Annotated in this window: 14 protein-coding genes; all 14 read left to right on the top strand. The window is 40.0% G+C overall.

The window, feature by feature from the left end; genetic code table 11:
• Positions 1-8: 8 nt before the first annotated feature.
• The 14 genes from MLOOGBEN_RS00755 (at position 9) to MLOOGBEN_RS00690 (ending at position 20,684) form a co-directional block, all read left to right on the top strand.
• Complete coding sequence (locus tag MLOOGBEN_RS00755; RefSeq protein WP_179156349.1) at positions 9-3,134, top strand: FAD-dependent oxidoreductase; 3,126 nt, start codon at positions 9-11, stop codon at positions 3,132-3,134.
• Positions 3,135-3,163: 29 nt separating this feature from the next.
• Positions 3,164-4,507 carry a GH1 family beta-glucosidase gene (locus MLOOGBEN_RS00750; protein WP_179156348.1) on the top strand — a complete coding sequence of 448 codons (1,344 nt, stop codon included), beginning with the start codon at positions 3,164-3,166 and terminating at the stop codon, positions 4,505-4,507.
• Between the two features lie 8 nt (positions 4,508-4,515).
• Complete coding sequence (locus MLOOGBEN_RS00745; RefSeq protein ID WP_179156347.1) at positions 4,516-6,399, top strand: beta-N-acetylhexosaminidase; 1,884 nt, start codon at positions 4,516-4,518, stop codon at positions 6,397-6,399.
• A gap of 20 nt (positions 6,400-6,419) precedes the next feature.
• Complete coding sequence (locus tag MLOOGBEN_RS00740; protein ID WP_179156346.1) at positions 6,420-7,223, top strand: sugar phosphate isomerase/epimerase family protein; 804 nt, start codon at positions 6,420-6,422, stop codon at positions 7,221-7,223.
• Positions 7,224-7,273: 50 nt separating this feature from the next.
• A complete protein-coding gene (locus MLOOGBEN_RS00735) occupies positions 7,274-8,254 on the top strand; it encodes a Gfo/Idh/MocA family protein (RefSeq protein ID WP_179156345.1) in 981 nt (326 codons plus the stop codon).
• 85 nt (positions 8,255-8,339) lie between these two features.
• Complete coding sequence (locus tag MLOOGBEN_RS00730) at positions 8,340-8,948, top strand: YesL family protein (protein WP_179156344.1); 609 nt, start codon at positions 8,340-8,342, stop codon at positions 8,946-8,948.
• Between the two features lie 258 nt (positions 8,949-9,206).
• Positions 9,207-10,547 (top strand): ABC transporter substrate-binding protein, encoded by a 1,341-nt coding sequence (locus MLOOGBEN_RS00725; RefSeq protein ID WP_179156343.1) that lies wholly within the window; start codon positions 9,207-9,209, stop codon positions 10,545-10,547.
• 71 nt (positions 10,548-10,618) lie between these two features.
• On the top strand, positions 10,619-11,581 hold the full coding sequence (locus MLOOGBEN_RS00720) for a carbohydrate ABC transporter permease (protein WP_306430710.1): 963 nt from the start codon (positions 10,619-10,621) through the stop codon (positions 11,579-11,581).
• Positions 11,578-12,453 (top strand): carbohydrate ABC transporter permease, encoded by an 876-nt coding sequence (locus MLOOGBEN_RS00715; protein ID WP_179156342.1) that lies wholly within the window; start codon positions 11,578-11,580, stop codon positions 12,451-12,453. Before MLOOGBEN_RS00720 ends, MLOOGBEN_RS00715 begins: the two co-directional genes overlap by 4 nt.
• Before the next feature lie 42 nt (positions 12,454-12,495).
• Entirely contained in the window at positions 12,496-14,001 is a 1,506-nt protein-coding gene (locus MLOOGBEN_RS00710) for an FGGY-family carbohydrate kinase (protein WP_179156341.1), read from the top strand.
• A 19-nt stretch (positions 14,002-14,020) separates the two neighbouring features.
• Positions 14,021-14,941: a class II fructose-bisphosphate aldolase gene (locus MLOOGBEN_RS00705; RefSeq protein ID WP_179156340.1), complete on the top strand. Its 921-nt coding sequence runs from the start codon at positions 14,021-14,023 to the stop codon at positions 14,939-14,941.
• A gap of 79 nt (positions 14,942-15,020) precedes the next feature.
• The gene (locus tag MLOOGBEN_RS00700; protein WP_179156339.1) at positions 15,021-16,391 is read left to right on the top strand and encodes a protein O-GlcNAcase; all 1,371 of its coding nucleotides are present in this window, start codon (positions 15,021-15,023) and stop codon (positions 16,389-16,391) included.
• Positions 16,388-18,220: an MBL fold metallo-hydrolase gene (locus MLOOGBEN_RS29030; protein ID WP_218780985.1), complete on the top strand. Its 1,833-nt coding sequence runs from the start codon at positions 16,388-16,390 to the stop codon at positions 18,218-18,220. The genes MLOOGBEN_RS00700 and MLOOGBEN_RS29030 overlap by 4 nt, the downstream gene beginning before the upstream one ends.
• Positions 18,213-20,684, top strand: a complete 2,472-nt coding sequence (locus MLOOGBEN_RS00690) for an alpha-mannosidase (protein WP_218780984.1) — start codon at positions 18,213-18,215, stop codon at positions 20,682-20,684. The genes MLOOGBEN_RS29030 and MLOOGBEN_RS00690 overlap by 8 nt, the downstream gene beginning before the upstream one ends.
• Positions 20,685-20,708 lie beyond the last annotated feature (24 nt).

The following is a 20,708-nucleotide window of genomic DNA, read 5'->3' as shown; positions in this document are numbered from 1 at the left end:
TAATGAATATGAAAAAGCCTCAATTGCCTGCCGGTGATATTCCTATTTTAGCAGAAGTCGATGTTGTCATACTCGGTGGATCCTTTGCAGGTATTGCGAGTGCATTGCAATTTGCCAAGCAAGGTAAACGTGTAATGGTGGTGGAATCCAGAACCTATTTAGGCGGTGAAATGACCGCTTCACTTAGCCCTTGGATTAAGCAATCTCATTCATTTAGATCCCAGTTAATCGACTCTTGTATAAATGCATGTGGGAAACCTGTTCAGAATGGAAATATGATTGTTTTTCAGATGGATCAATTGAAAATACATCTTGAGGACCTATTATTTGCTGCTGGTGTTGAATTATTGTATAGTTCACTTCCAATCACTATCACTCGCTTTGAAGCTGATTGGAATGGATTGGTGATGGCAAATAAATCAGGACGGCAGCTAATCCGATGTAAAGGAATTGTCGATGCAACGGAAACGGCTATCACTACCTTTTTAACCGAAGATGCTTTGAAATCTACCGCTGAAAAAGAGCAGACATTCTATAAGCGCGTTTTAGAGTTTACGAATGTCCAAGAGATTGACCAAGCGGAAATATCCGTTCCAACAGATTTAAACATAAAGGAAAATATGATTAACCTTTTTCATGGCTATCATGAGAATGGTCATGTCTATGTGGAATACCAACTATATTTAGAGGCTGAAAATAGTTTAGAAGGAAATCAGATTCGTGAAACAATCGCCCAAAAACTAGGAATCTCGCTTAGTGAGTTTTTAATTCAAGAGGTCCCTGCGTTCAGTAAAGCGTTGTTATCTGCAAGTTCATATGAATTAAAGGGTCCATATTGTATGGACATACAGACTGATCATAATTTCCATCTTGAAAAAATAGCAGTTAACTATCCAAACGTGTGGAGTTTTTATAAAGACCTATATGAAAATAACAATACGAATTGGCTTGATCCAGTAAAGGCAGCATCCTTTGGCGAACAGTTTGCGGAATTAGTAACCGATTTCTCAATGATGAATCAGCAGATAATTCAAGTTAAAGGTGTTACTGCTGAAGTTATTACTGAGTATGAAGTGAAAATTCCGGTTGATTTTTTAGAAAAGAGTCATGATTTTGGGAACGTTCCCGCCCAAGGAGTCTTCCTTTCTAAAAAGGCCGAGGTGCTAGTTGCCGGCGGCGGCTCTAGTGGTGGTGCTGCGGCGATTGTATCTGCAGAGGAAGGAATGAACACCATCCTTGTTGACCTCAATCCTGGGCTTGGGGGAACAGGTACATTCGGTGGAGTTGACAGCTATTGGTTTGGGAAGCGCCATGGTTATGCGGAGAAGATAACGAAACTCGTCCATGATGTCCAGAAAAGAATTAACTATAAGGGTCATAAATGGAATATTGAGGCAAAAAAGTATGCGCTGTTAGAATTAGCAGACCGTTTAGGAATTGAGATGCTGTTCAATACGATTACCTTTGGAGCAATTACAAAAGGGACTCGTGTATGCGGAAGTATGATCGCGACAAGATGGGGGGCATGTTCCCTATTAGCTGACTGTGTGATTGATGCAACCGGTGATGGTGATCTTGCAGCTTTTGCAGGGGCAGAATTTGTCTATGGTGCTGCTCGTGATCACGTTACAATGTGGTATTCGCTGGCTCAATATAACAAACCGGGAAAATTACAAAATAATTTTACGAGTATGGTGAATGTGTCAGATGTCCATGACTACACAAGAGCAATTCTCTCAGGAAGAAGAAGATGGAGTGTAGACGTTGCTGGCTGTCATGATCACGGAATTTATGTAGCTCCTCGTGAAAGCCGCCATATTATAGGTGATGTTGTAATGAATATGAGTGATCAATTGCTTCATAGGAGCTGGCACGATTGTATTAATATTCATTTCAGCAACCATGATATGAAGGGGATTAGCGAAGTAAACTGGCTGAATGCTGGGTTCATTCCACCAAACCTTGAAATCGAAATCCCATACAGAATGCTGTTACCAAAAGGGCTAGATGGAATTTTAGTGGTCGGTAAAGCTATTTCTGCTACACATGATGCACTGCCTGCGATTCGAATGCAATCGGATTTAGAAAATCTCGGCGGGATTGCAGCATTGGCAGCATCGATGGCTGTAAAGGAAAATAAGTTTCCTAGACAAATAGAATATTCGAATTTGCAGAAGAGAATTGTGAAAGAGGGCCTGATTCCTGAACAAATTTTGACAAGAACTACTGAGCCCTTTCAATATTCTGATGAGCAATTAGTTGCACTTATAGATTCCATTGAGGTGAATGAGCCTCTCTATGAATACTCGAATATGCGGATGAATGAGATCTATCAACAACGAATACCATTTGTTGAAATTTCTACAGTAGGGAAACGCATCATTCCTTTCCTTGAAAAAGAAAATGCGGGAGCAGTAGGTACTCGTAAGGTGCGAATCGCTCAAGCCTTAGCAATGTATGGCTCAACAACTGGAGTGCCAACCTTAATCTCAGAAATAATGACCATGCTTCAAGGGGAACAGCTTCCTAAACGGACGGCGGATATATTGTATGTTACGATGCCTCCTGACCATGGGGCAATGCCAGATGTGTGTTATTTGCTTTACTCATTAGGCTTAACAAGGGATAAACGGGCTATTAAGGTGTGGCAGCGGGTAGCTGATCTGCTAAATCCAACTGAAGAAGACATTACAGACAAAATGTGGGGGATTTTTTATTACATTCATGCGCTTTGTGTTGGTGCTGAAAAATTAGGTGATGTGGACGCAGTTCCATTCCTTAAACAGCTACTGTCAATTCCAGCAATAAGCAATCAGTATTGTTATGAAGGCTATCAAGCAGACTTTTTCTTAGAAAGGAGAGCCCTCCTAGAGCTAGCTGTCGGCAGGGCATTAGCACGGTGCGGCAGTTCTGAAGGGTATGAAATATTAATTACCTATATTGATGATGTACGTTCGTTACTTAGTAAGCAGGCATATACAGAATTAAAACGATTAAGCGGACTCAGTATTAAAAAAGACCAAAAAAGGTGGAGTGACTGGCTCGAGAAGAATATGAATACTCTCCGCCCTCAACCATATATCCTCATTACGGATCAGGCGGACGAAAATGAAGCCATCTCAAGAAGAATATAAATGGTTATAAAGAAAGGGGTATGAAAATTATGGCAATCATTACTTTTCCTAGAGATTTTCGGTTTGGTGTGTCGACAGCATCTTATCAAATTGAAGGTGCCTATAACGAAGATGGCAGAGGTATGTCTATATGGGATACCTATAGCAGAATTCCTGGCAGGGTCCTAAATGGAGACAATGGTGATACTGCTTGTGATAGCTATCATCGAATGGATGAAGATATTGCATTATTAAAGGAGTTAGGTGTGAATACCTATCGTTTCTCCATTGCATGGCCAAGAATTTTTCCAAACGGAAGAGGTGACGTCAATCAAAAAGGGCTGGACCACTATCATCAGTTTGTCGATAAGCTATTAGAAAATGGAATTGAACCACTTTGTACCATCTATCATTGGGATTTACCGCAAGCTCTCCAAGATGAGGGCGGTTGGAAGAATCGACAAACAATTGAGGCATTTGTTGAGTATTCTGATTTATTGTTCCGTGAGTTTTCAGGAAAAATTAAATCGTGGTTAACGATTAATGAACCGTGGTGTGTTTCCTTTTTAGGATATTTCGTTGGCGAGCAGGCTCCTGGGGAAAAAGATCTCCAAACTTCTCTTGATGTTGCCCATCACCTCTTGCTGGCACATGGACGAGCTGTAAAGCGATTTAAAGAACTTGGTATTTCTGGAGAAATTGGTTTTGCGCCAAATGTTACTTGGTATGAACCATTTAGCAATCGACCAGAAGATATCGAGGCTTGTAAGAGAATCTCGGCATGGTTTATGGAATGGTTTTTAGACCCCGTATATAAAGGAAGCTACCCGCAAATTTTAGTAGATTGGTTTGCAAAAAAAGGAGCAAAAGTAAATATTCAAGAAGGGGATATGGAAATCATTTCGCAGCCTATCGATATTTTAGGAATCAATTTTTATACTGGAACGGTATCGAGATATAAAGAAGGAAATGGAACGTTTGATTGTGAACATCTTGATGGTTTATTTGATAAAACCGACATCGGGTTTACCATCTATGCGGATGCCTTTTACAAGGTGCTGATGGATATAAAAAATAAATATGGCGAGGTACCAATCTACATCACAGAAAATGGTGCAACGTATAATCAGGATCCTGTCGAGGGTCGTGTTTGTGATGATAAACGAATCAACTACTTAAAGCAGCACTTAACACAGATTAGTCGTGCGCTATCATCAGGTGTGAATTTAAAAGGCTATTGTGTTTGGTCATTGATGGATAATTATGAATGGTCCTATGGCTATAGTATGAGATTCGGTCTTGTTCATGTTGATTATCATACATTGAAGCGAACGAAAAAAGACAGCTATTTCTGGTACAAGAAACTGAATCAAAACCATTGGTTTGAATTGTAGGTGTTACGATGAATATTCATTTTAGTGGTGATTTGCAGGGGCTTGAACAAGGATTAGAGATTATTTGCAGAGAGTTGGATATTCAGCAATCGAAAGATGGAATTCCTATCACTGTGGAACAAATAACGGGTCCATTAAAGGCTGCCTGCCAGAAAGACCATGGAGTAATCCGCTATCAAGAAAAAATTCACTTTTTTCGTGCATTAGGATTGTGGCTGCAGGAGTTTAATGAAGGTAATCAATTTGAAATAACTGAAGAGCCACAATTTAAAACAAATGGTGTTATGGTGGATTGTTCGCGTAATGCCGTAATGACCGTAGACGGGATTCATACCCTTTTACAAAAAATGGCTTTAATGGGCTTGAATATTGTCATGATGTACACAGAGGATACCTTTACTGTTGAGAAATATCCATATTTCGGTTATATGAGGGGCCGATATACCGAGCAGGAATTACAAGCCTGTGATGACTATGCAGATCATTTCGGCATTGAAATAATTCCATGTATCCAAACACTCGCCCATTTAACAGAGGCACTAAAATGGAATTATGCAGCAAAGATAAGAGATACCGCCGATATTTTATTAGCAGATAGTGAAGAAACCTATGAATTTATTGAAGAATTGTTAAAAGCTGCCTCACGGCCATTCCGAAGCAAGCGTATCCATATCGGAATGGACGAAGCACATCAGCTTGGCTTAGGGAAATATTTGGAGGAGCATGGATATCAAAAACGCTTTGATATTATGAATAAGCATCTTCACAGGGTGGTATCACTCGCAGAATCGTTAGCCTTAAAACCGATGATTTGGAGCGATATGTATTTTCGACTTGGTTCCAAATCAGGAAATTACTATGATTTAACTGCTAACATCCCAGAGGACGTCATGGAATCTATGCCAAAAAATGTTCAATTTGTTTATTGGGATTATTATCATACGGATGAAGAATTTTACCGAATATTCTTGAGAAAACATAAAGAATTTGGTTCAGAGCCAATCTTCGCCGGGGGCGTATGGACTTGGAATGGCATTGCTCCGAACTATGGAAAAACAATCGTTACCACGAATGCCGCTTTAGAAGCTTGTAAAAAAGAAGGAATCCGCGAGGTATTTGCAACCATGTGGGGCGATAACGGAGCAGAAACACATCCATTTACCGGTTTGGCTGGCCTGCAGTTGTTTGCCGAACACGGATATGCAAGTGAAGTGAGTCAAAAGAAGTTAGCCAAACGGTTCCATTTTTGCACCGGTGGCAATTGGGATGATTTTGTTGCCTTAAATGAATTCGATGAGACACCTGGCGTTTATAAAGATAACCTGCATGAATCACATCCATCTAAATTTTTGTTATGGCAAGATGTTTTACTCGGTTTATATGATGAGAATATTCGTTCCTTGCATTTAAGTGAACATTACGCAAATTTGGCTTCACGCTTGGAAAAAGCGAAAGACAGGAACACAAGCTGGGCAGGGATTTTTAGTTTTTATACCCAGCTGGCTCATGTATTGAGTATTAAAGCAGACATAGGCATCAAATTAAAGGGTGCCTTTGATCAAAATGATAAACAGAGATTAACACGCCTGAAAGGTGAGCTGCCAACACTACGAAATATGGTCGATGATTTACGAAAGCTTCATCGTTCACTATGGTTTTCAACAATGAAACCTTTTGGCTGGGAAATTATTGATATCCGCTATGGAGGAATACTCTCAAGGTTAGAATCCGCAGAGTATCGAATTGATCAATGGCTTAATGGTGAGATTTACAGATTTGAAGAGTTAGAGGTCGAGAGGCTTAACCACGATGCACCATGGAAAATGCCTGAAGGAGCTTTAGGTAGAAATTCGTATCACCGGATTGTAACAGCTGGAACATTTTCCGGATAAATTTTATAGAGGTGTTCATAATGATCATTGGCTTTCAAAGTGCAAATTATTTTGCCCGTGCAACGAACTACCAGTCAAGTATGGAAGCATGGGGAGAAGCTGAGCGCAAAGTAATTGAAACATTTAGCTTAGCTGAATTCAACACCATTTGCCAGGATATACGAGGTGCGGGGTTTCAAAATATGGAATTATGGATGGGACATGCTTTTCCTAAATTTATGACTCCTTATTTTGCAGAAGAATTAAAGAAAATTTGGCAGAGCTATAGTTTAAGCGTCTATTCTTATTCTTGTTCGCTTGGCGACCCAATCCGCTATCCAAGATGGACGAGGCTGTGTTTTGAAACAGCCAAAATGCTAGGAATTGACTTAATTACAAGCGGCATTTCCAAAGAGTCAGCTCCGGTCATTTATAGTCTATGTAATGAATTTGGGATCAAGGTTGGTGTAGAGAACCATCCAGAAAAGCATCCTGATGAAATCAAGGAGATTATCGGTGATTATGGAGACTTGCTTGGTGCTGTTGTTGATACGGGGTGGTATGGAACACAGGACTTTTCTGCATCTGAAGCGATTTTGCAATTAAAGGATTCCTTACTTAATGTACATCTAAAAGATGTAAGGGAAGCAGGTATGCATAATCCTGTCGCACTTGGAACGGGAATTGCCGGTATTGCTGAGTGTGTATATGCCCTAAAAGAAATTGGCTATGACCGGACGGTATCAATTGAGCAAGAAGCGGGGGATTTTGATCCAACTGATGACTGCGCCAGTGCTCTTCAATGGGTTAAGAGTTTACTAGATGAAAGCAAGTCTGATTCCTAGTCGGTTTTGCTTTAATTACCTTTTAACCAAAAAATGATGAGGAGAATGAAATGATGGTACGGATTGCAGTAGTTGGCACTGGCTGGCAAGGCCAGGGGCATTTAAGTACGATGCAGAAAATAGCTGGAATTAAAGTAGTTGGTGTTTGTGAATTAAATGAAGAAACCCTCTTAAAAGCCACAAATAAATTTGGTGTGAAGGGTTTTACTGATTATGTGAAAATGCTTGAGGAAAGTAAGCCTGATGGAGTCATTATATGTACACCCCCAGAAGTGCGGGAGTTTCTTGTCCGTGAAGCAGCGGAACGGGGGATTCATTGTTTTATAGAAAAACCGCCTGCAAAAAATCTCGAGATGGCTAAAAAAGTCGATGAGATACTAGACAGAACTGGAGTCATTAACAGTGTTGGCTTTATGTACCGGTACAGTCCTGCTGTTGCCTACTTAAAAGAACTTATTAAAGGCAAACGGGTTGCATGGGTCCGCAGTGCCATGCTTGATGGTTTAGCACTTCGACCAAACTGGCCGCGCTGGTTTTTTAATAAAGAAATTTCAGGTGGGCCTGTATTTGATCAGGCGATTCATATCTTTGATCTCTCCCGCTATCTGCTTGGGGAAGTAGAGAAAGTAACTGGTTACCAAGGCAATCTGGTTGTTCAAAAAGGCGGGGACTTTACGGTTGAGGATAGCTTTACCCTTTTGATGAAATACCAAAATGGAATATTACAAAATCATACCCATACTTGGTCCTATCCGGATGTATTTACGCAAATAGAACTGATTTCCGACCAGCTGCATTTAACACTTGATCTTGTTAAAGGAAGTGTAAGCGGTAAGTTGGAGGGGACAGCAGTATCCTTCGAGGCGGAGGAACATGGACTATATCAGCTTGAACTGGAGGCATTCGCGAAGGCCATTGAAGAACAAAATCCTAAATTCGTGCTAGCAACCTATAAAGACAGTATTCAATCTCTAACAGTTGCCCTCGAAGCACTGGAGGTCCTTGAAGCAGATAAAAAGGTAAATAGTTAAATAGGAACGGCGTCAGAGAGTGCCGAGACTGCTTAAAAGGTGTTCGCCGGCATTCTCTTTGATTACATGTAAAGGAGAGAGTGATATGGGCAGAGCGCTTACTTTTTTAATGGAGTGGCTATGGAGACTATTATATTTAAACGCGATCTGGATATTGTTTTCATTACCGGTCATTACCGTGATCCCAGCAACAGCTACAATGTTTAGCGTAATGGACAAATGGGTTAGGGAAGATCAGCATGAGCCAGATTTTAAAGTCTATTTTCGTGAGTTTAAGAGATTATTTCTAAAAAGCTATCCGCTTGGACTTTCCATTGTACTAATTGGAGGTTTGCTATTTTTAGACCTGCTGATTCTAAGAAATGCAATAGCTGATATCTTTGTGACCATTCGCTATGCAGTATTGTTGTTTAGCTTATTATTTTTAATTGCCGTGTCCTATAGTTTTCCTGTTTTTCTGCGCTATCAGTTCCCGTGGTATAAAACACTGTTTTTTGCTTTTATGCTAGGAATCCGGAACCCCGTTATCACATTTTTGATGTCGTGTGGGTTTTTGTTGGTTTTATTGCTATTCATGTTTGCTACGGGCGTGGGGTTATTACTATTTGCGAGCTCAATAGCTTTAATCTGCACGACTTCTGCACATTTTATCATTAGAGGTTTACCGGAAATAGCAATAGATGAAGCCTGTTGACCACAATTGTGTCTTTTTTTTGAAAATGGCAAAAATATTAATAGAATTTTCAAAAATCAATTGACATGAAAGCGTATTCATATAATAATAGTAATAAGTCCACAACATCCCACAACAAACGTCAATGAATGCATCAAGAAACGATATAATTCCATAGGCCTCTGAGAAAAAAATTGAGGGAGAAAAATTTACAATTACAAATCAATAGTTTGTGAGGGTTGTGACCAAAAACAAATAATCTATTTAGGGGGAAAATGAATGAAAACAGTAAGAAAAACATTAGTGTCACTGTTAATTCTGGCCATAAGCTTCTCTTTAATCCTGGCTGGCTGTTCAAGCAAAGAATCCGGAGCGACAAAGTCTAGCGGTAATTCTAAAGACGGCGAAAAAGTTGTTATCGACTTCTGGACATTTTGGGGTTCTGAAACACGCAGGCCAATCATTGAAAAAATTATCGATGATTTCAATAAATCTCAGGATAAAATTGAAGTCAAACATACATATCTTCCATGGGGGGATGTTTGGACTAAGAACTTAGCTTCAATCGCTGCAGGAAATCCTGCAGACTTAATCATTAACGACATTAACGCAGTAGGACACCGTGCGCAAAATAATCAAAATACTAATCTTGCAAAATATTTAAAGCAAGATCCAGAAGTGAAAGACCGCTTCTACCCAGAATTGTATAATGCAAGTTTGTATGAAGGAGATCCATACGCACTCCCTTTCAACACAGATACACGTTTAATGTTCTGGAATAAAGATATGTTTGAAGAAGCTGGCCTTGACCCTAATACACCTCCAAAAACATGGGAAGAGTTAGAAGAAATGGGTAAAAAGCTTGATGTGAAAAAAGGAGATAGGTATGAAAGAATCGGTTATCTGCCAAACCAGGGAATCGGAGCAGATGTCTGGATGATCAATGCAGATGGAAAAGGTTACTGGGATTTTGATGCAAATAAAGCAATTATCAATGATGAAACAAATGTAAAAGCCTTAACATGGATGAAAAACTATTATGACTATTACGGTGATAAAATTATTAATACCTTCAAGGCAGAGTTTGGTGAGCAAACTGCAGATCCATTTGTTGCTGGTAAACTAGCAATTACTACTGATAATGCAAACTTCTTCACGAAAATAAGAGATTACGGTGAAGGTATGAACTTCGGTGTTGCACCTCTGCCAGCAATGGAAGAAGGAAGCGGCAATTCAAGCTGGGGCGGCGGCTTTGTCGCTGAAATTCCTAAAGGAGCAAAACATCCTGATGAAGCATGGGAATTCCTGAAGTATTTAACGGATGTTCAGGCACAGGAATACTGGGCTGTTAAAAACTTTGATATTGTAGCAAACAAAGAAGCAGCAGAAAAATCTGCAGGCAGTTCAGAATTTTCAGAAGAAGGAAAAATGGTTTATTCTGAAGCAGCTGAAAATATGAAACAAACCTTACTAACTCCAACACCAATTGAAGCACCTGATTATATCAATTTAATCCAGCCTGAAATTGAGTCCGTTCTATTAGGGAAAAAATCACCGAAAGAAGGATTGAATGCAGCTCAAAAAGCAGTAGAAGAATTAGTTAAATCTAACAAAAAATAATAGGAAATTGTTCAGGGAGTGACATCAATTCGCTCCCTGATTGTTTAACCTTGACAGAAGGGATGAACGAGATGGAACCAATTGTATCAAGTAAACCAGATATAACAATAAAAAATAAAAAACAAAAAGGAATGTCCTCATATCAGCGAAAAGAAGGATTACAGGGATACCTTTTTATTGCACCGTGGATTATTGGTTTTCTGTTTTTTATGTCTGGACCACTAATATTTTCCCTCTATGGAAGCTTTACCAATTTCAACATCACTTCAAAAATGGATTTTATCGGCCTCGATAACTTCAAAAAAATGTTTACAAATGACCCACTAATTTGGCTCTCACTGAAAAACACGCTTTACTATGTCGTAATCTCTGTGCCGTTAACAACGACGGGGGCTGTCCTGTTGGCCGTTCTTTTAAATCAGGGAATAAAGGGGATGCGAGTATTTCGAACCATTTTTTATTTACCTGCTGTTTTATCCGGTGTAGGCGTCTATTTGCTTTGGATGCAGCTTTTAAGTCCTTCTTCAGGATTGGTAAACACACTGCTTGGTTTTGTAGGGATTGACGGTCCTGCTTGGCTGACAGATCCTTCCTGGACAAAGAACGCTTTAATTTTTATGAAAATGTGGAGTGTCGGCGGCGGAATGCTTTTGTACTTAGCAAGCCTTCAAGGTGTATCACAGTCCTTATATGAAGCAGCTGAGATTGACGGGGCTAACTCGTTTAGAAAGTTTTTTCATATTACATTGCCAATGATTACCCCGGTTATCTTTTTTGATCTTGTGACGAGTACAATTGGAGCCTTCCAGATTTTCCAGGAAGCCTACGTAATGAGTGAGAGTGGAGACGGTGGACCAGCCAATTCACTGGTATTCTTCAATTTGCATATGTGGAACAAAGCGTTTGAGGTTTTCGATATGGGTTACGCGATGGCCATGTCCTGGATATTATTCATCATCATCCTTGTGTTAACAGTTTTCAACCTAAAGATTGCCCCGCGCTGGGTACATTATGAAGGGGAGGATCGGAAATGAGTGCAGCAGCCCAAACAAAGGAAAACTATTTTAAAAGTGCGAATTTCAAGAAAAAAACTGGTCAGACGATTGTCCTGATCATTTTAATTTTAGGAAGTCTGTTAATTTTATCCCCAATCTGGTGGATGATTGCCACCTCTTTGAAGGATATGAAAGAAATCATGACCTATCCGCCAACCTTTATCCCAAAAGAATGGCATTGGGAAAACTATTTAATAACACTACAAAAAGGTCCTTTTTTGCAATATACCTTAAACACGCTGTTTATTACTTTTTTCGTTGTAATCGGAAATGTTGTGGCAAACTCGTTTATTGCTTACGGATTTGCAAAAATCCAGTTTAAAGGCAGGAATGTTTTGTTCGCAATCGTCCTTGCAACGATGATGATTCCCGGGTTTGTTACATTAGTCCCGCAATATGTGATTTATGCCAAGCTGGGATGGTTAAACACCTATTTACCGTTAATTCTCCCTGCTTTCTTTGGAAGTGCCTTTAATATTTTCTTGCTTAGACAGTTCTTTTTGACGATACCAAATGAATTAATTGAAGCAGCCAAAATTGATGGTGCTAATCATCTTTATATCTGGTGGAAAATTTTCATTCCACTGGCAAAACCGGCGATTGCCACTGTTGCCATTTTTTCTTTTAACGGAGCATGGAATGATTTTCTTGGTCCATTATTATACATAAGCGATGAGTCTCTCTATACGCTGCAATTGGGATTACAAATATTTAAAGGTCAAAATGATACGCAATGGAACTTTTTGATGGCAGGATCGATTATGGTATTACTTCCAGTTATCACCATTTTCTTCTTCTTCCAGCGTTACTTCATTGAAGGAATGAACTTAACAGCTGGATCTAAGGGATAATCCGAACCTAATGGAATTTTAAAGGAAGGAATTGTTTAACTAATGGCATTACTTGGGATTGATATTGGGACTACTCATTGTAAGGCAGGGGTATTTAAAGAAAATGGATCAGTTATTCAGTATTCTGTTCGTCCAACCATTGCCCATTATAACCAGCAAGGAGAACCGTATTATTTGCCTGAAGATATATGGGATAATATTACAAGTTGTTTAAAGGAAGTTATGCTCTGCTGTGAGGAAAAAGTTTCGGCTATCGGCATTACAAGTATGGCGGAAACTGGTCTCTTGTTGGACAGGCAGACTGGTAAACCAAGGACCCCTTTCATTCCTTGGTTCAGCCGGTGTGCTGAAGGTGAAGCGGAGGAAATTGCTAATGAGGACAGCCCTTTACATCGCTTTCAGAAAACGGGTCTTCATAGCAGTTATAAATATGGACTTGCAAAAATAATCCACTTGAGAAAGCAGCAAACAGACATTTTGGACGATGCAGTCTGGCTGTCGGCTTCAGACTTTATTGCCTATAAGCTTACCGATCATTTTGCAACAGACTATTCTTTAGCAGCAAGAACCTATGCGTTTCAAATTGATCAACTTTCTTGGGACCAGGACTGGATTAGGCATTTCAATTTATCGGACCAATTATTCCCGGAGGCATTGCCGAGCGGAACAAAAATGGGAATCACTCTGTCTACAGAGTTAGAAGAGCTTGGAATACCTCAAGGGATACCTGTTACAGTTGCAGGTCATGACCACCTTGCAGCTGCCCTTGCCGTTGGTGCTGTCACCCCTGGAAGTGTATTTGATTCTATTGGTACAGCTGAAACACTTGTAGGGGCGATAGAAAAAAAGCAGCTTACAGAAGTGGATTTTGCATCAGGACTTACATTTGGATGTCATGTTGTGAGGGATAAATTCTTTTGGATGGGAGGAATTTCAGCCTCAGGGGGTTCAATTGAATGGTTTAGAAATCAGTTTTCGGATCAAAAAATGTCCTATGATGAAATTATTAGTCTATCGGCTCGATCAATAGAAGGGCCGTCAGGTATTTTATACTATCCATACTTATCTGGGAGTGGTTCCCCACAGCCTGACCCGTTTGCAAGAGCTGCTTTCATCGGTCTCAAGACATCTCATAAACGTGAAGATCTTTTGAAAGCGATGATGGAGGGAACTGCGTATGAACTGGAATCGATTCGCAGAAGTGCTGAAAATATAGGTGGTCGGCTAATTAATCAAATGATTTCAGTTGGCGGCGGGACAAAAAACCATTACTGGATGCAAATAAAGTCCGATATTACAAACTGCCATTTGGCTATCCCGGAAATAAATGAAGCGACCCTGCTTGGAGCCGCAATTTCAGCAGGGATTTGCTCAGGTGTATATAAAGACGAAGAAGAGGCTGCAAAGGCAATTCAATTTACTAATCCTAAAGAAATAATACCTAATCAGCAGTACCATCATGAATATAAACGCTTGTACGAAGAAGGGTATATGGGTCTTCAGCTGCATTTACGGAACTTTTATCAAAATTTTCACAAGAGAGTTTAAATCAAAGGGGGACAAGTTTATGGAAAAGAATATTAATCTTATAAATGTACTGCCGTTAAAAGAAGTTTTGGTAGAAGCTGAAAAAAAGGGCTATGCAGTCGGCTCCTTCTCACCAAGATATACACCGATGATTCGTCCGGTTTTACGGGCAGGAGAAAAGACAAAATCTCCTTTAATTATCCAAATATCCGAAAAAGAATTAATTCGTTATGGTATTACTCCATTTGAATTTGGAGAGGCATTTTACAAGGCAATGGAAGAAGAGAAAATCACAGTGCCCGTTGTCCTTCATCTTGACCATACAAAGGAATTTTCCGTTATTGAGGATTGTGTTGAAGCTGGATTTACTTCTGTCATGATCGATGCTTCTGAAAAAGAGCTGGATGAAAATATTTCTATAAGTAAAGAAGTGGTTGAATTTGCCCATGCAAAAGGTGTTTCTGTTGAAGCGGAGCTTGGGAAAATCGGAACAACTGATTTTGTAGAAACTGACAATGATGATGAGCTTTATACCGATCCGAAAGAAGCCTTGCGATTTGTGAACGAGACAGGCTGTGATGCGCTGGCTGTTTCGGTCGGAACGGCACATGGTGTCTATCTGGTAAAACAGCCAAAGGTCGACCTTGAACGCTTGAAGGAAATCAGAAACTTAACCCCTGTTCATTTAGTTCTCCACGGAGGATCTGGTGTACCATCTGAAATGATTAAAGAGGCGACAATGCTTCCCAACGGCGGTATAAGTAAAGTGAATATCGCAACCGATTTAGAACTTGCACTTTTGAACTCCCTTGGAAGAAAAGAAAGAATGACAAATGAGGAGTGCAAAGCACTTTCAAAGGAGCAGTTAGAGATTGCCCAAAATGCAGTTGAGGCTGCAGTAATTGAAAAAATCCAGTACTTTCTTGGAAGCGCCCAACAGGCAGCAAGCTTTCCGGTATAAAAAAGAAGTTCTTTTATAGAAACATAGAAACTGTTATAGAGATTCGAGAGCAGTTTATCTTTAAAGGAGGTTATTTTTGATGAGCCAGTCCCCATTCCCTATTAGAGGGGTGATAGAAGGATTTTATGGATTATTTTACAGTGCTCCTGAGCGAAAGGATTTAATCTCCTTTATGGGTGATCATGGGTTTAATCTATACATATATGGACCAAAAAATGACCGTCAGCATCGCGCCCGCTGGCGGGAGCCTTATCCTGATTTTATTATGGAACAGTTTGCTGAAACCGTTGCTCATTCGAGGAACGTTGGAGTAGATTTCGCCTACAGTATTGGATCTGGTGTTTCAATTAATTATGCATGTGAAGAGGATTTTCAGTTAATTACGGAAAAATTTAAAGCATTTTATAAAATTGGTGTCAGGGATTTTATGATCATGTTAGATGATATAGCTGCGGAATTTCAACATGAGGAAGAAGTGCAAAAGTTCACCAGTTATGCACAAGCACATGTTCATGTTGCGAACCGTTTGAATCACTGGTTAAAATCACTTGATAAAACATGCAGGCTCTCTCTTTGTCCAACTGATTATCATGGTACAGCGCCATTTAGTGACTATATTCATGAACTGGGTAAAGGATTGAACGAAGAAATTGACATCTTTTATACAGGGCCAGAGATTTGTTCGAAGACAATTTCAGAGCAAGATGCAGCTGATTTTGCAGCTGCGGTTCAAAGAAAGCCGATTATTTGGGATAACTACCCTGTAAATGATTTAGCAATGACTAGTGAAATGCATATCGGTCCTATAACCGGCCGCGAAAACTCTCTTATAAAAGTATGTAAAGGGTTCATTGTCAATACGATGAGTCAGGCAGAAGCATCAAAAGTCGCTTTACTAACCTTTGCGGACTTCTTCAACAATCCGGAAGAATATGACCCGTGGACCTCTTGGGACTATGCACTGAAAACAATTGGTGGAGTGGAAAACTACCAGGCTTTACGTCTATTTGCTGAAAATTGTCTGCATTCATGTCTGGATTATTCAAAGGCAGCGCCATTGGAAAATTTAACTTCAAAAGCCCTATGTTCCCTGCAATCCGGCGAAAAAGCATCAGTTAGCGTTGATGTTAAAAACCTTTATGATTACTTGAACGAACTAGACGAAGCGGGGTACCAGCTTAAATTTAGAATGACCAATTATGCTTTGCGTAATAATTTGGTCCCATGGATAGAGCTGATGGAAAGCTGGGCGTGGGCAGGAAGAAGGTCCATCGATGTTTTAAGGGCAATGGAAAATATTGAGGACATTAAGTCCCCGCTTAACTGGCTGAAGGAGTCGGCCAGTGAAGTACGGAGCCATCCGAAACGATATGCTGGGAACGTTTTGTACTCATTGATTGAATATGTTGAATCCAAAGCTGTTGACGAAAAGGGGTCATTCATATTGTGATAAAGAAAATCTCAACTAATCTTTATTTATATGAAGATACTTGTAATGTATACGTTATTAAGACCGAAGAAAAGGCGGTCTTAATTGACTTTGGGGATGGGAATGTTCTTAAATATCTTGATACAATCGGGGTTGAGAGTGTAACAGACGTTTTTATCACCCATCATCATCGGGATCAGTGCCAGGGGCTTCCAATTGCTGTTAAGGAAGGGATCCGAATTTGGGTACCGCACAGTGAACAAGATTTATTTCACCATATGGATGAACACTGGCTGGCTAGAGAAATTACTAATAACTACAATATGAGACAAGACCGTTTTTCAATCCTTCAATCTGTACCAGTGTATAAAACATTAAAGGATTATTCTGCACATGTGATAAACGGACTCAAGTTCACGATTATTCCCAGCCCAGGCCATTCCATTGGTTCCATTACCATAATAACGGATATTGATGATAAGAAGACAGCGTTCACAGGTGATTTAATTTATGGACCTGGAAAGGTTTGGTCGCTGGCGGCTACACAATGGTCTTACAACGGCGGTGAGGGCATTGCTTTAAGTGTTCTTTCACTATTAGATTTAAAAGATCGGGAACCTGATTTACTTCTGCCCTCTCATGGGCAAATAATGGAGGAGCCATCTTCAGCAATGGAACTCCTTATTGAGCGTTATGCACTATTAATGAAACAAAGAATGCAGAATCCTAGATTATTTAAATTGCTGGATAATCCATATCAAGCAATTACACCTCATTTATTACAAAACTGCACAAGCATGTCTAATGCCTACGTCGTTTTATCCAAAAGCGGCAAAGCGCTGTTTATTGACTTTGGTTACGACTTTATTGGCGGAATCGGCTCTGGGAGTGACAGAGCATCAAGAAGACCTTGGTTATATACTCTATCAAGGTTAAAGGAACAGTACGGAGTTGAAAAAATCGATGTTGTCATTCCCACCCATTACCATGATGATCATGTGGCAGGAATTAATCTATTGCGGGATGTAGAAGGAACTGAGGTTTGGTGCCCTGAGAACGTGGCAGAAGTTTTGGAGAACCCTAAAAAATATGATTTGCCATGTCTGTGGTATGATCCGATAAAAGTGGATAAGCAGCTTCCCTTAAACCAGATATTTAAGTGGGAAGAATATGAATTTATTGTTTATGAGCAGGCAGGGCATACACTATATGCTGCTGCTATTGAATTTAGCGTAGATGGGAAAAAAGTTCTTGCCATTGGTGACCAATATCAAGGTGAAAATGGTCAATTCAATTATGTGTACCATAACCGATTCAGAATAAGCGACTATGTTGATAGTGCTGAACTCTATAAGTCTGTTAAACCTGACCTTATTATTTCTGGACATTGGGATCCAATCGTTGTAACGGAGGAATTTCTTTTACGGGTTGATGAAAAAGGGAAGGTGCTTGAACAACTCCATAAAGACCTCCTGCCTTTAGAGGAGCTGGATTTTGGAGCGGAAGGATTTGGTGCGTCCATAGTGCCATACCAGACAGAGGTACAGTCAGGACAAACCTTTTCAGTAACCGTTGAAATAAAGAACCCATTCCCAGAAGAAAGCGATATTATCGCGAAAATGATTACGCCGGCAGGCTGGAAAATCAATAACAGGGAATTCAATGCGAAGCTGCCAGGCAATGAAGCCGTACAATTTACAACATTGATTACAATTCCGCAAGGATACACGGGCTACAGGGAACGAATTGCAGTGGATCTTACTGTAGGTAAGCGACGTTTCGGACAGCATGCCGAAGCACTTGTAACGATTAAGGATTTGCCAATTTTAGGAGGTGCAGAAAATGAATAATAAAAATAGTACGATAATGGAAAAACAACTGCCGAAGACAAAAGAAAAAACCTTACATATGATTGGAAATGCTCATCTTGACCCCGTATGGCTATGGCAATGGCAAGAGGGATTTCAGGAAACAAAAGCAACATTTAGGTCTGCGCTTGATCGAATGAAAGAGTATCCTGATTTCGTATTCACGAATAGTTCCGCCGCTAATTATGAATGGATTGAAAACAATGAACCTGAGATGTTTGAAGAAATCAAACAACGTATTCAAGAAGGACGATGGGAAATTGTCGGCGGCTGGTGGATTCAGCCGGATTGCAACCTTCCGAGCGGGGAGTCGTTTGTTCGCCAAGGGCTTTATGGACAGCGTTATTTCCAAGAAAAATTTGGGGTGACAGCGAAGGTTGGCTACAATGTGGATAGTTTTGGACACCATGGGATGCTTCCACAAATTTTAAAGAAAAGCGGTATGGATTACTATATTTTTATGCGTCCAAGCCCGCAGGAAAAAGGACTTCCTGGAAGGTTGTTCTGGTGGGAATCAGATGACGGCTCACGCGTTTTAGCCTATCGTATACCATTTGAATATTGCACATGGGGCAAGGATGTTGAAAAACATGTACGTAGAAATGCAGGGGAATTAAAAGCACCATTTAATGATTTAATGACATTTTACGGTGTTGGTAACCATGGCGGCGGTCCAACAAAGGAGAATATCGAAAGTATTAAACAATTAAATGAAAATCCGTCCTATCCAACACTTTTGTTTAGTACAGTAAATAAATTTTTTGATGACCTTATGGTAAAGAATCTTCCGTTCCCGGTTGTCCATGATGACCTTCAGCACCATGCAAGCGGATGCTACTCTGTACATTCAGGAATTAAAAAATGGAACCGCGAGGCAGAAAATGCCCTTATTAAAGCTGAGAAATTCTCGGCACTTGCGGATTGGGCAACCGGGCAAAAATATCCGGCTGCTGAATATAAACAGGCATGGAAAAATGTATTATTCAATCAATTTCATGATATTTTAGCAGGGACAAGTATTGAAGCAGCATATGAAGATGCGCGGGATATGCACGGAGAGGCAATGTCAATCGCTAAACGGGGTGTCAACTATGCCATCCAATCTTTGTCATGGAGAATTGATATAGAAGAAGAAAAAGGGATGAAACCAATTGTTATCTTTAATCCTCATTCGTGGAACAGTAATGTAAATGTTGAACAGGAAATAGGTGGATTAAAGCCTGAGGATATTTTAGTAGATGAAGAGGGAAATCAAGTTCCGATGCAAGTGGTTCAATCGCAGGCAACCGCTGGGGGCCGTTCACGCATTAGCTTTATTGCCAATCTTCCTTCAATAGGGTACCGAGTATATAAAATCGTACAACGTGAAACTGATAAAGAATTCACATCTATCAAGGCAAATGATACTAGTATGGAAAATGACCATTTTAGAGTTGAAATCGATCAACAAACAGGATTTGTCACAAGTATATATGATAAACAAAAGAACCTGGAAATACTAGGGGGACCAGCGGCAAGACCAGTCGTCATGAACGATTTTAGTGACACGTGGTCGCATAATGTTCTTCAGTTTAAGAGCGAAGATGGCACCTTCAAAGCCACGAGTGTAAAACTGGTGGAACATGGCCCAGTAAAATCGGTTATTCGCGTTATTAGTGAATATGGAAGATCAACACTGCATCAAGACTTTACTATGTATAAAGAGTTAAACCAGATTGATGTCCATTGTACATTAAACTGGCAGGAACAATTTAAAGCACTAAAGATTAAGTTTCCTGTTGATCTTATCTTCAGAAAATCAACCTATGAAATTCCTTATGGGCATATTGTTAGAGAGGGCAATGGTGAAGAGGAGCCTGGACAAAACTGGATTGATACTTCTGGAACTCATCCAGCTACAGGCGAGATATACGGATTCAGCTTGCTAAATGACGGCAAATACAGCTTTGACATCCATAACAAAGAAATGAGTATGACGGTCCTTCGCAGCCCAATTTATGCACATCATGACCCGCTGGTTCCGGAAGAAGATAGGTATTATTCATTTATTGATCAGGGAATTCAAAGATTCACATACTCCTTGCTGCCGCATGAAGGAAATTGGGAAACAGCAGGGACTGTAAAACGTGCAGCCGAATTGAACCAAAAACCTATTAGCATTATTGAAACCTATCATAAAGGTCACCTTCCACAGAAAGATTCCTTCTTGTCAGTTGATGTTGAGAATGTCATAGTTAGTGTCATAAAGCAAGCAGAGGACAATGAGGATCTAATACTGCGTGCCTATGAAACAGCAAATGATGAAACTACTGCCATCATTTCTTTACCTAAATGGAATCGACAAATAAAGACTACGTTTAGGCCGTCAGAAATAAAGACATTCCGTATTCCAAAAGATTCGTCACAACCTGTATTTGAAAATAATTTACTGGAGTGGGAAGAATAAGAAATGTCTACTGAGCATTTACTT

The sequence above is a fragment of the Bacillus sp. EB106-08-02-XG196 genome, assembly GCF_013396335.1.
In the GTDB taxonomy this organism is placed as follows: domain Bacteria; phylum Bacillota; class Bacilli; order Bacillales; family Cytobacillaceae; genus Neobacillus.
Note: the sequence above shows the minus strand (reverse complement) of the source record. Positions and strands in the feature narration are given on the sequence as shown.

What these genes read in the sequence shown, in the direction of transcription:
- MLOOGBEN_RS00750 (WP_179156348.1), top strand. Translation starts at nt 3,164, where the DNA reads ATGGCAATCATTACTTTTCCTAGAGATTTTCGGTTTGGTGTGTCGACA.
- MLOOGBEN_RS00740 (WP_179156346.1), top strand. Translation starts at nt 6,420, where the DNA reads ATGATCATTGGCTTTCAAAGTGCAAATTATTTTGCCCGTGCAACGAAC.
- MLOOGBEN_RS00690 (WP_218780984.1), top strand. Translation starts at nt 18,213, where the DNA reads ATGAATAATAAAAATAGTACGATAATGGAAAAACAACTGCCGAAGACA.
- MLOOGBEN_RS00720 (WP_306430710.1), top strand. Translation starts at nt 10,619, where the DNA reads ATGGAACCAATTGTATCAAGTAAACCAGATATAACAATAAAAAATAAA.
- MLOOGBEN_RS00745 (WP_179156347.1), top strand. Translation starts at nt 4,516, where the DNA reads ATGAATATTCATTTTAGTGGTGATTTGCAGGGGCTTGAACAAGGATTA.
- MLOOGBEN_RS00725 (WP_179156343.1), top strand. Translation starts at nt 9,207, where the DNA reads ATGAAAACAGTAAGAAAAACATTAGTGTCACTGTTAATTCTGGCCATA.
- MLOOGBEN_RS00700 (WP_179156339.1), top strand. Translation starts at nt 15,021, where the DNA reads ATGAGCCAGTCCCCATTCCCTATTAGAGGGGTGATAGAAGGATTTTAT.
- MLOOGBEN_RS00715 (WP_179156342.1), top strand. Translation starts at nt 11,578, where the DNA reads ATGAGTGCAGCAGCCCAAACAAAGGAAAACTATTTTAAAAGTGCGAAT.
- MLOOGBEN_RS00735 (WP_179156345.1), top strand. Translation starts at nt 7,274, where the DNA reads ATGATGGTACGGATTGCAGTAGTTGGCACTGGCTGGCAAGGCCAGGGG.
- MLOOGBEN_RS00705 (WP_179156340.1), top strand. Translation starts at nt 14,021, where the DNA reads ATGGAAAAGAATATTAATCTTATAAATGTACTGCCGTTAAAAGAAGTT.
- MLOOGBEN_RS00755 (WP_179156349.1), top strand. Translation starts at nt 9, where the DNA reads ATGAAAAAGCCTCAATTGCCTGCCGGTGATATTCCTATTTTAGCAGAA.
- MLOOGBEN_RS00730 (WP_179156344.1), top strand. Translation starts at nt 8,340, where the DNA reads ATGGGCAGAGCGCTTACTTTTTTAATGGAGTGGCTATGGAGACTATTA.
- MLOOGBEN_RS00710 (WP_179156341.1), top strand. Translation starts at nt 12,496, where the DNA reads ATGGCATTACTTGGGATTGATATTGGGACTACTCATTGTAAGGCAGGG.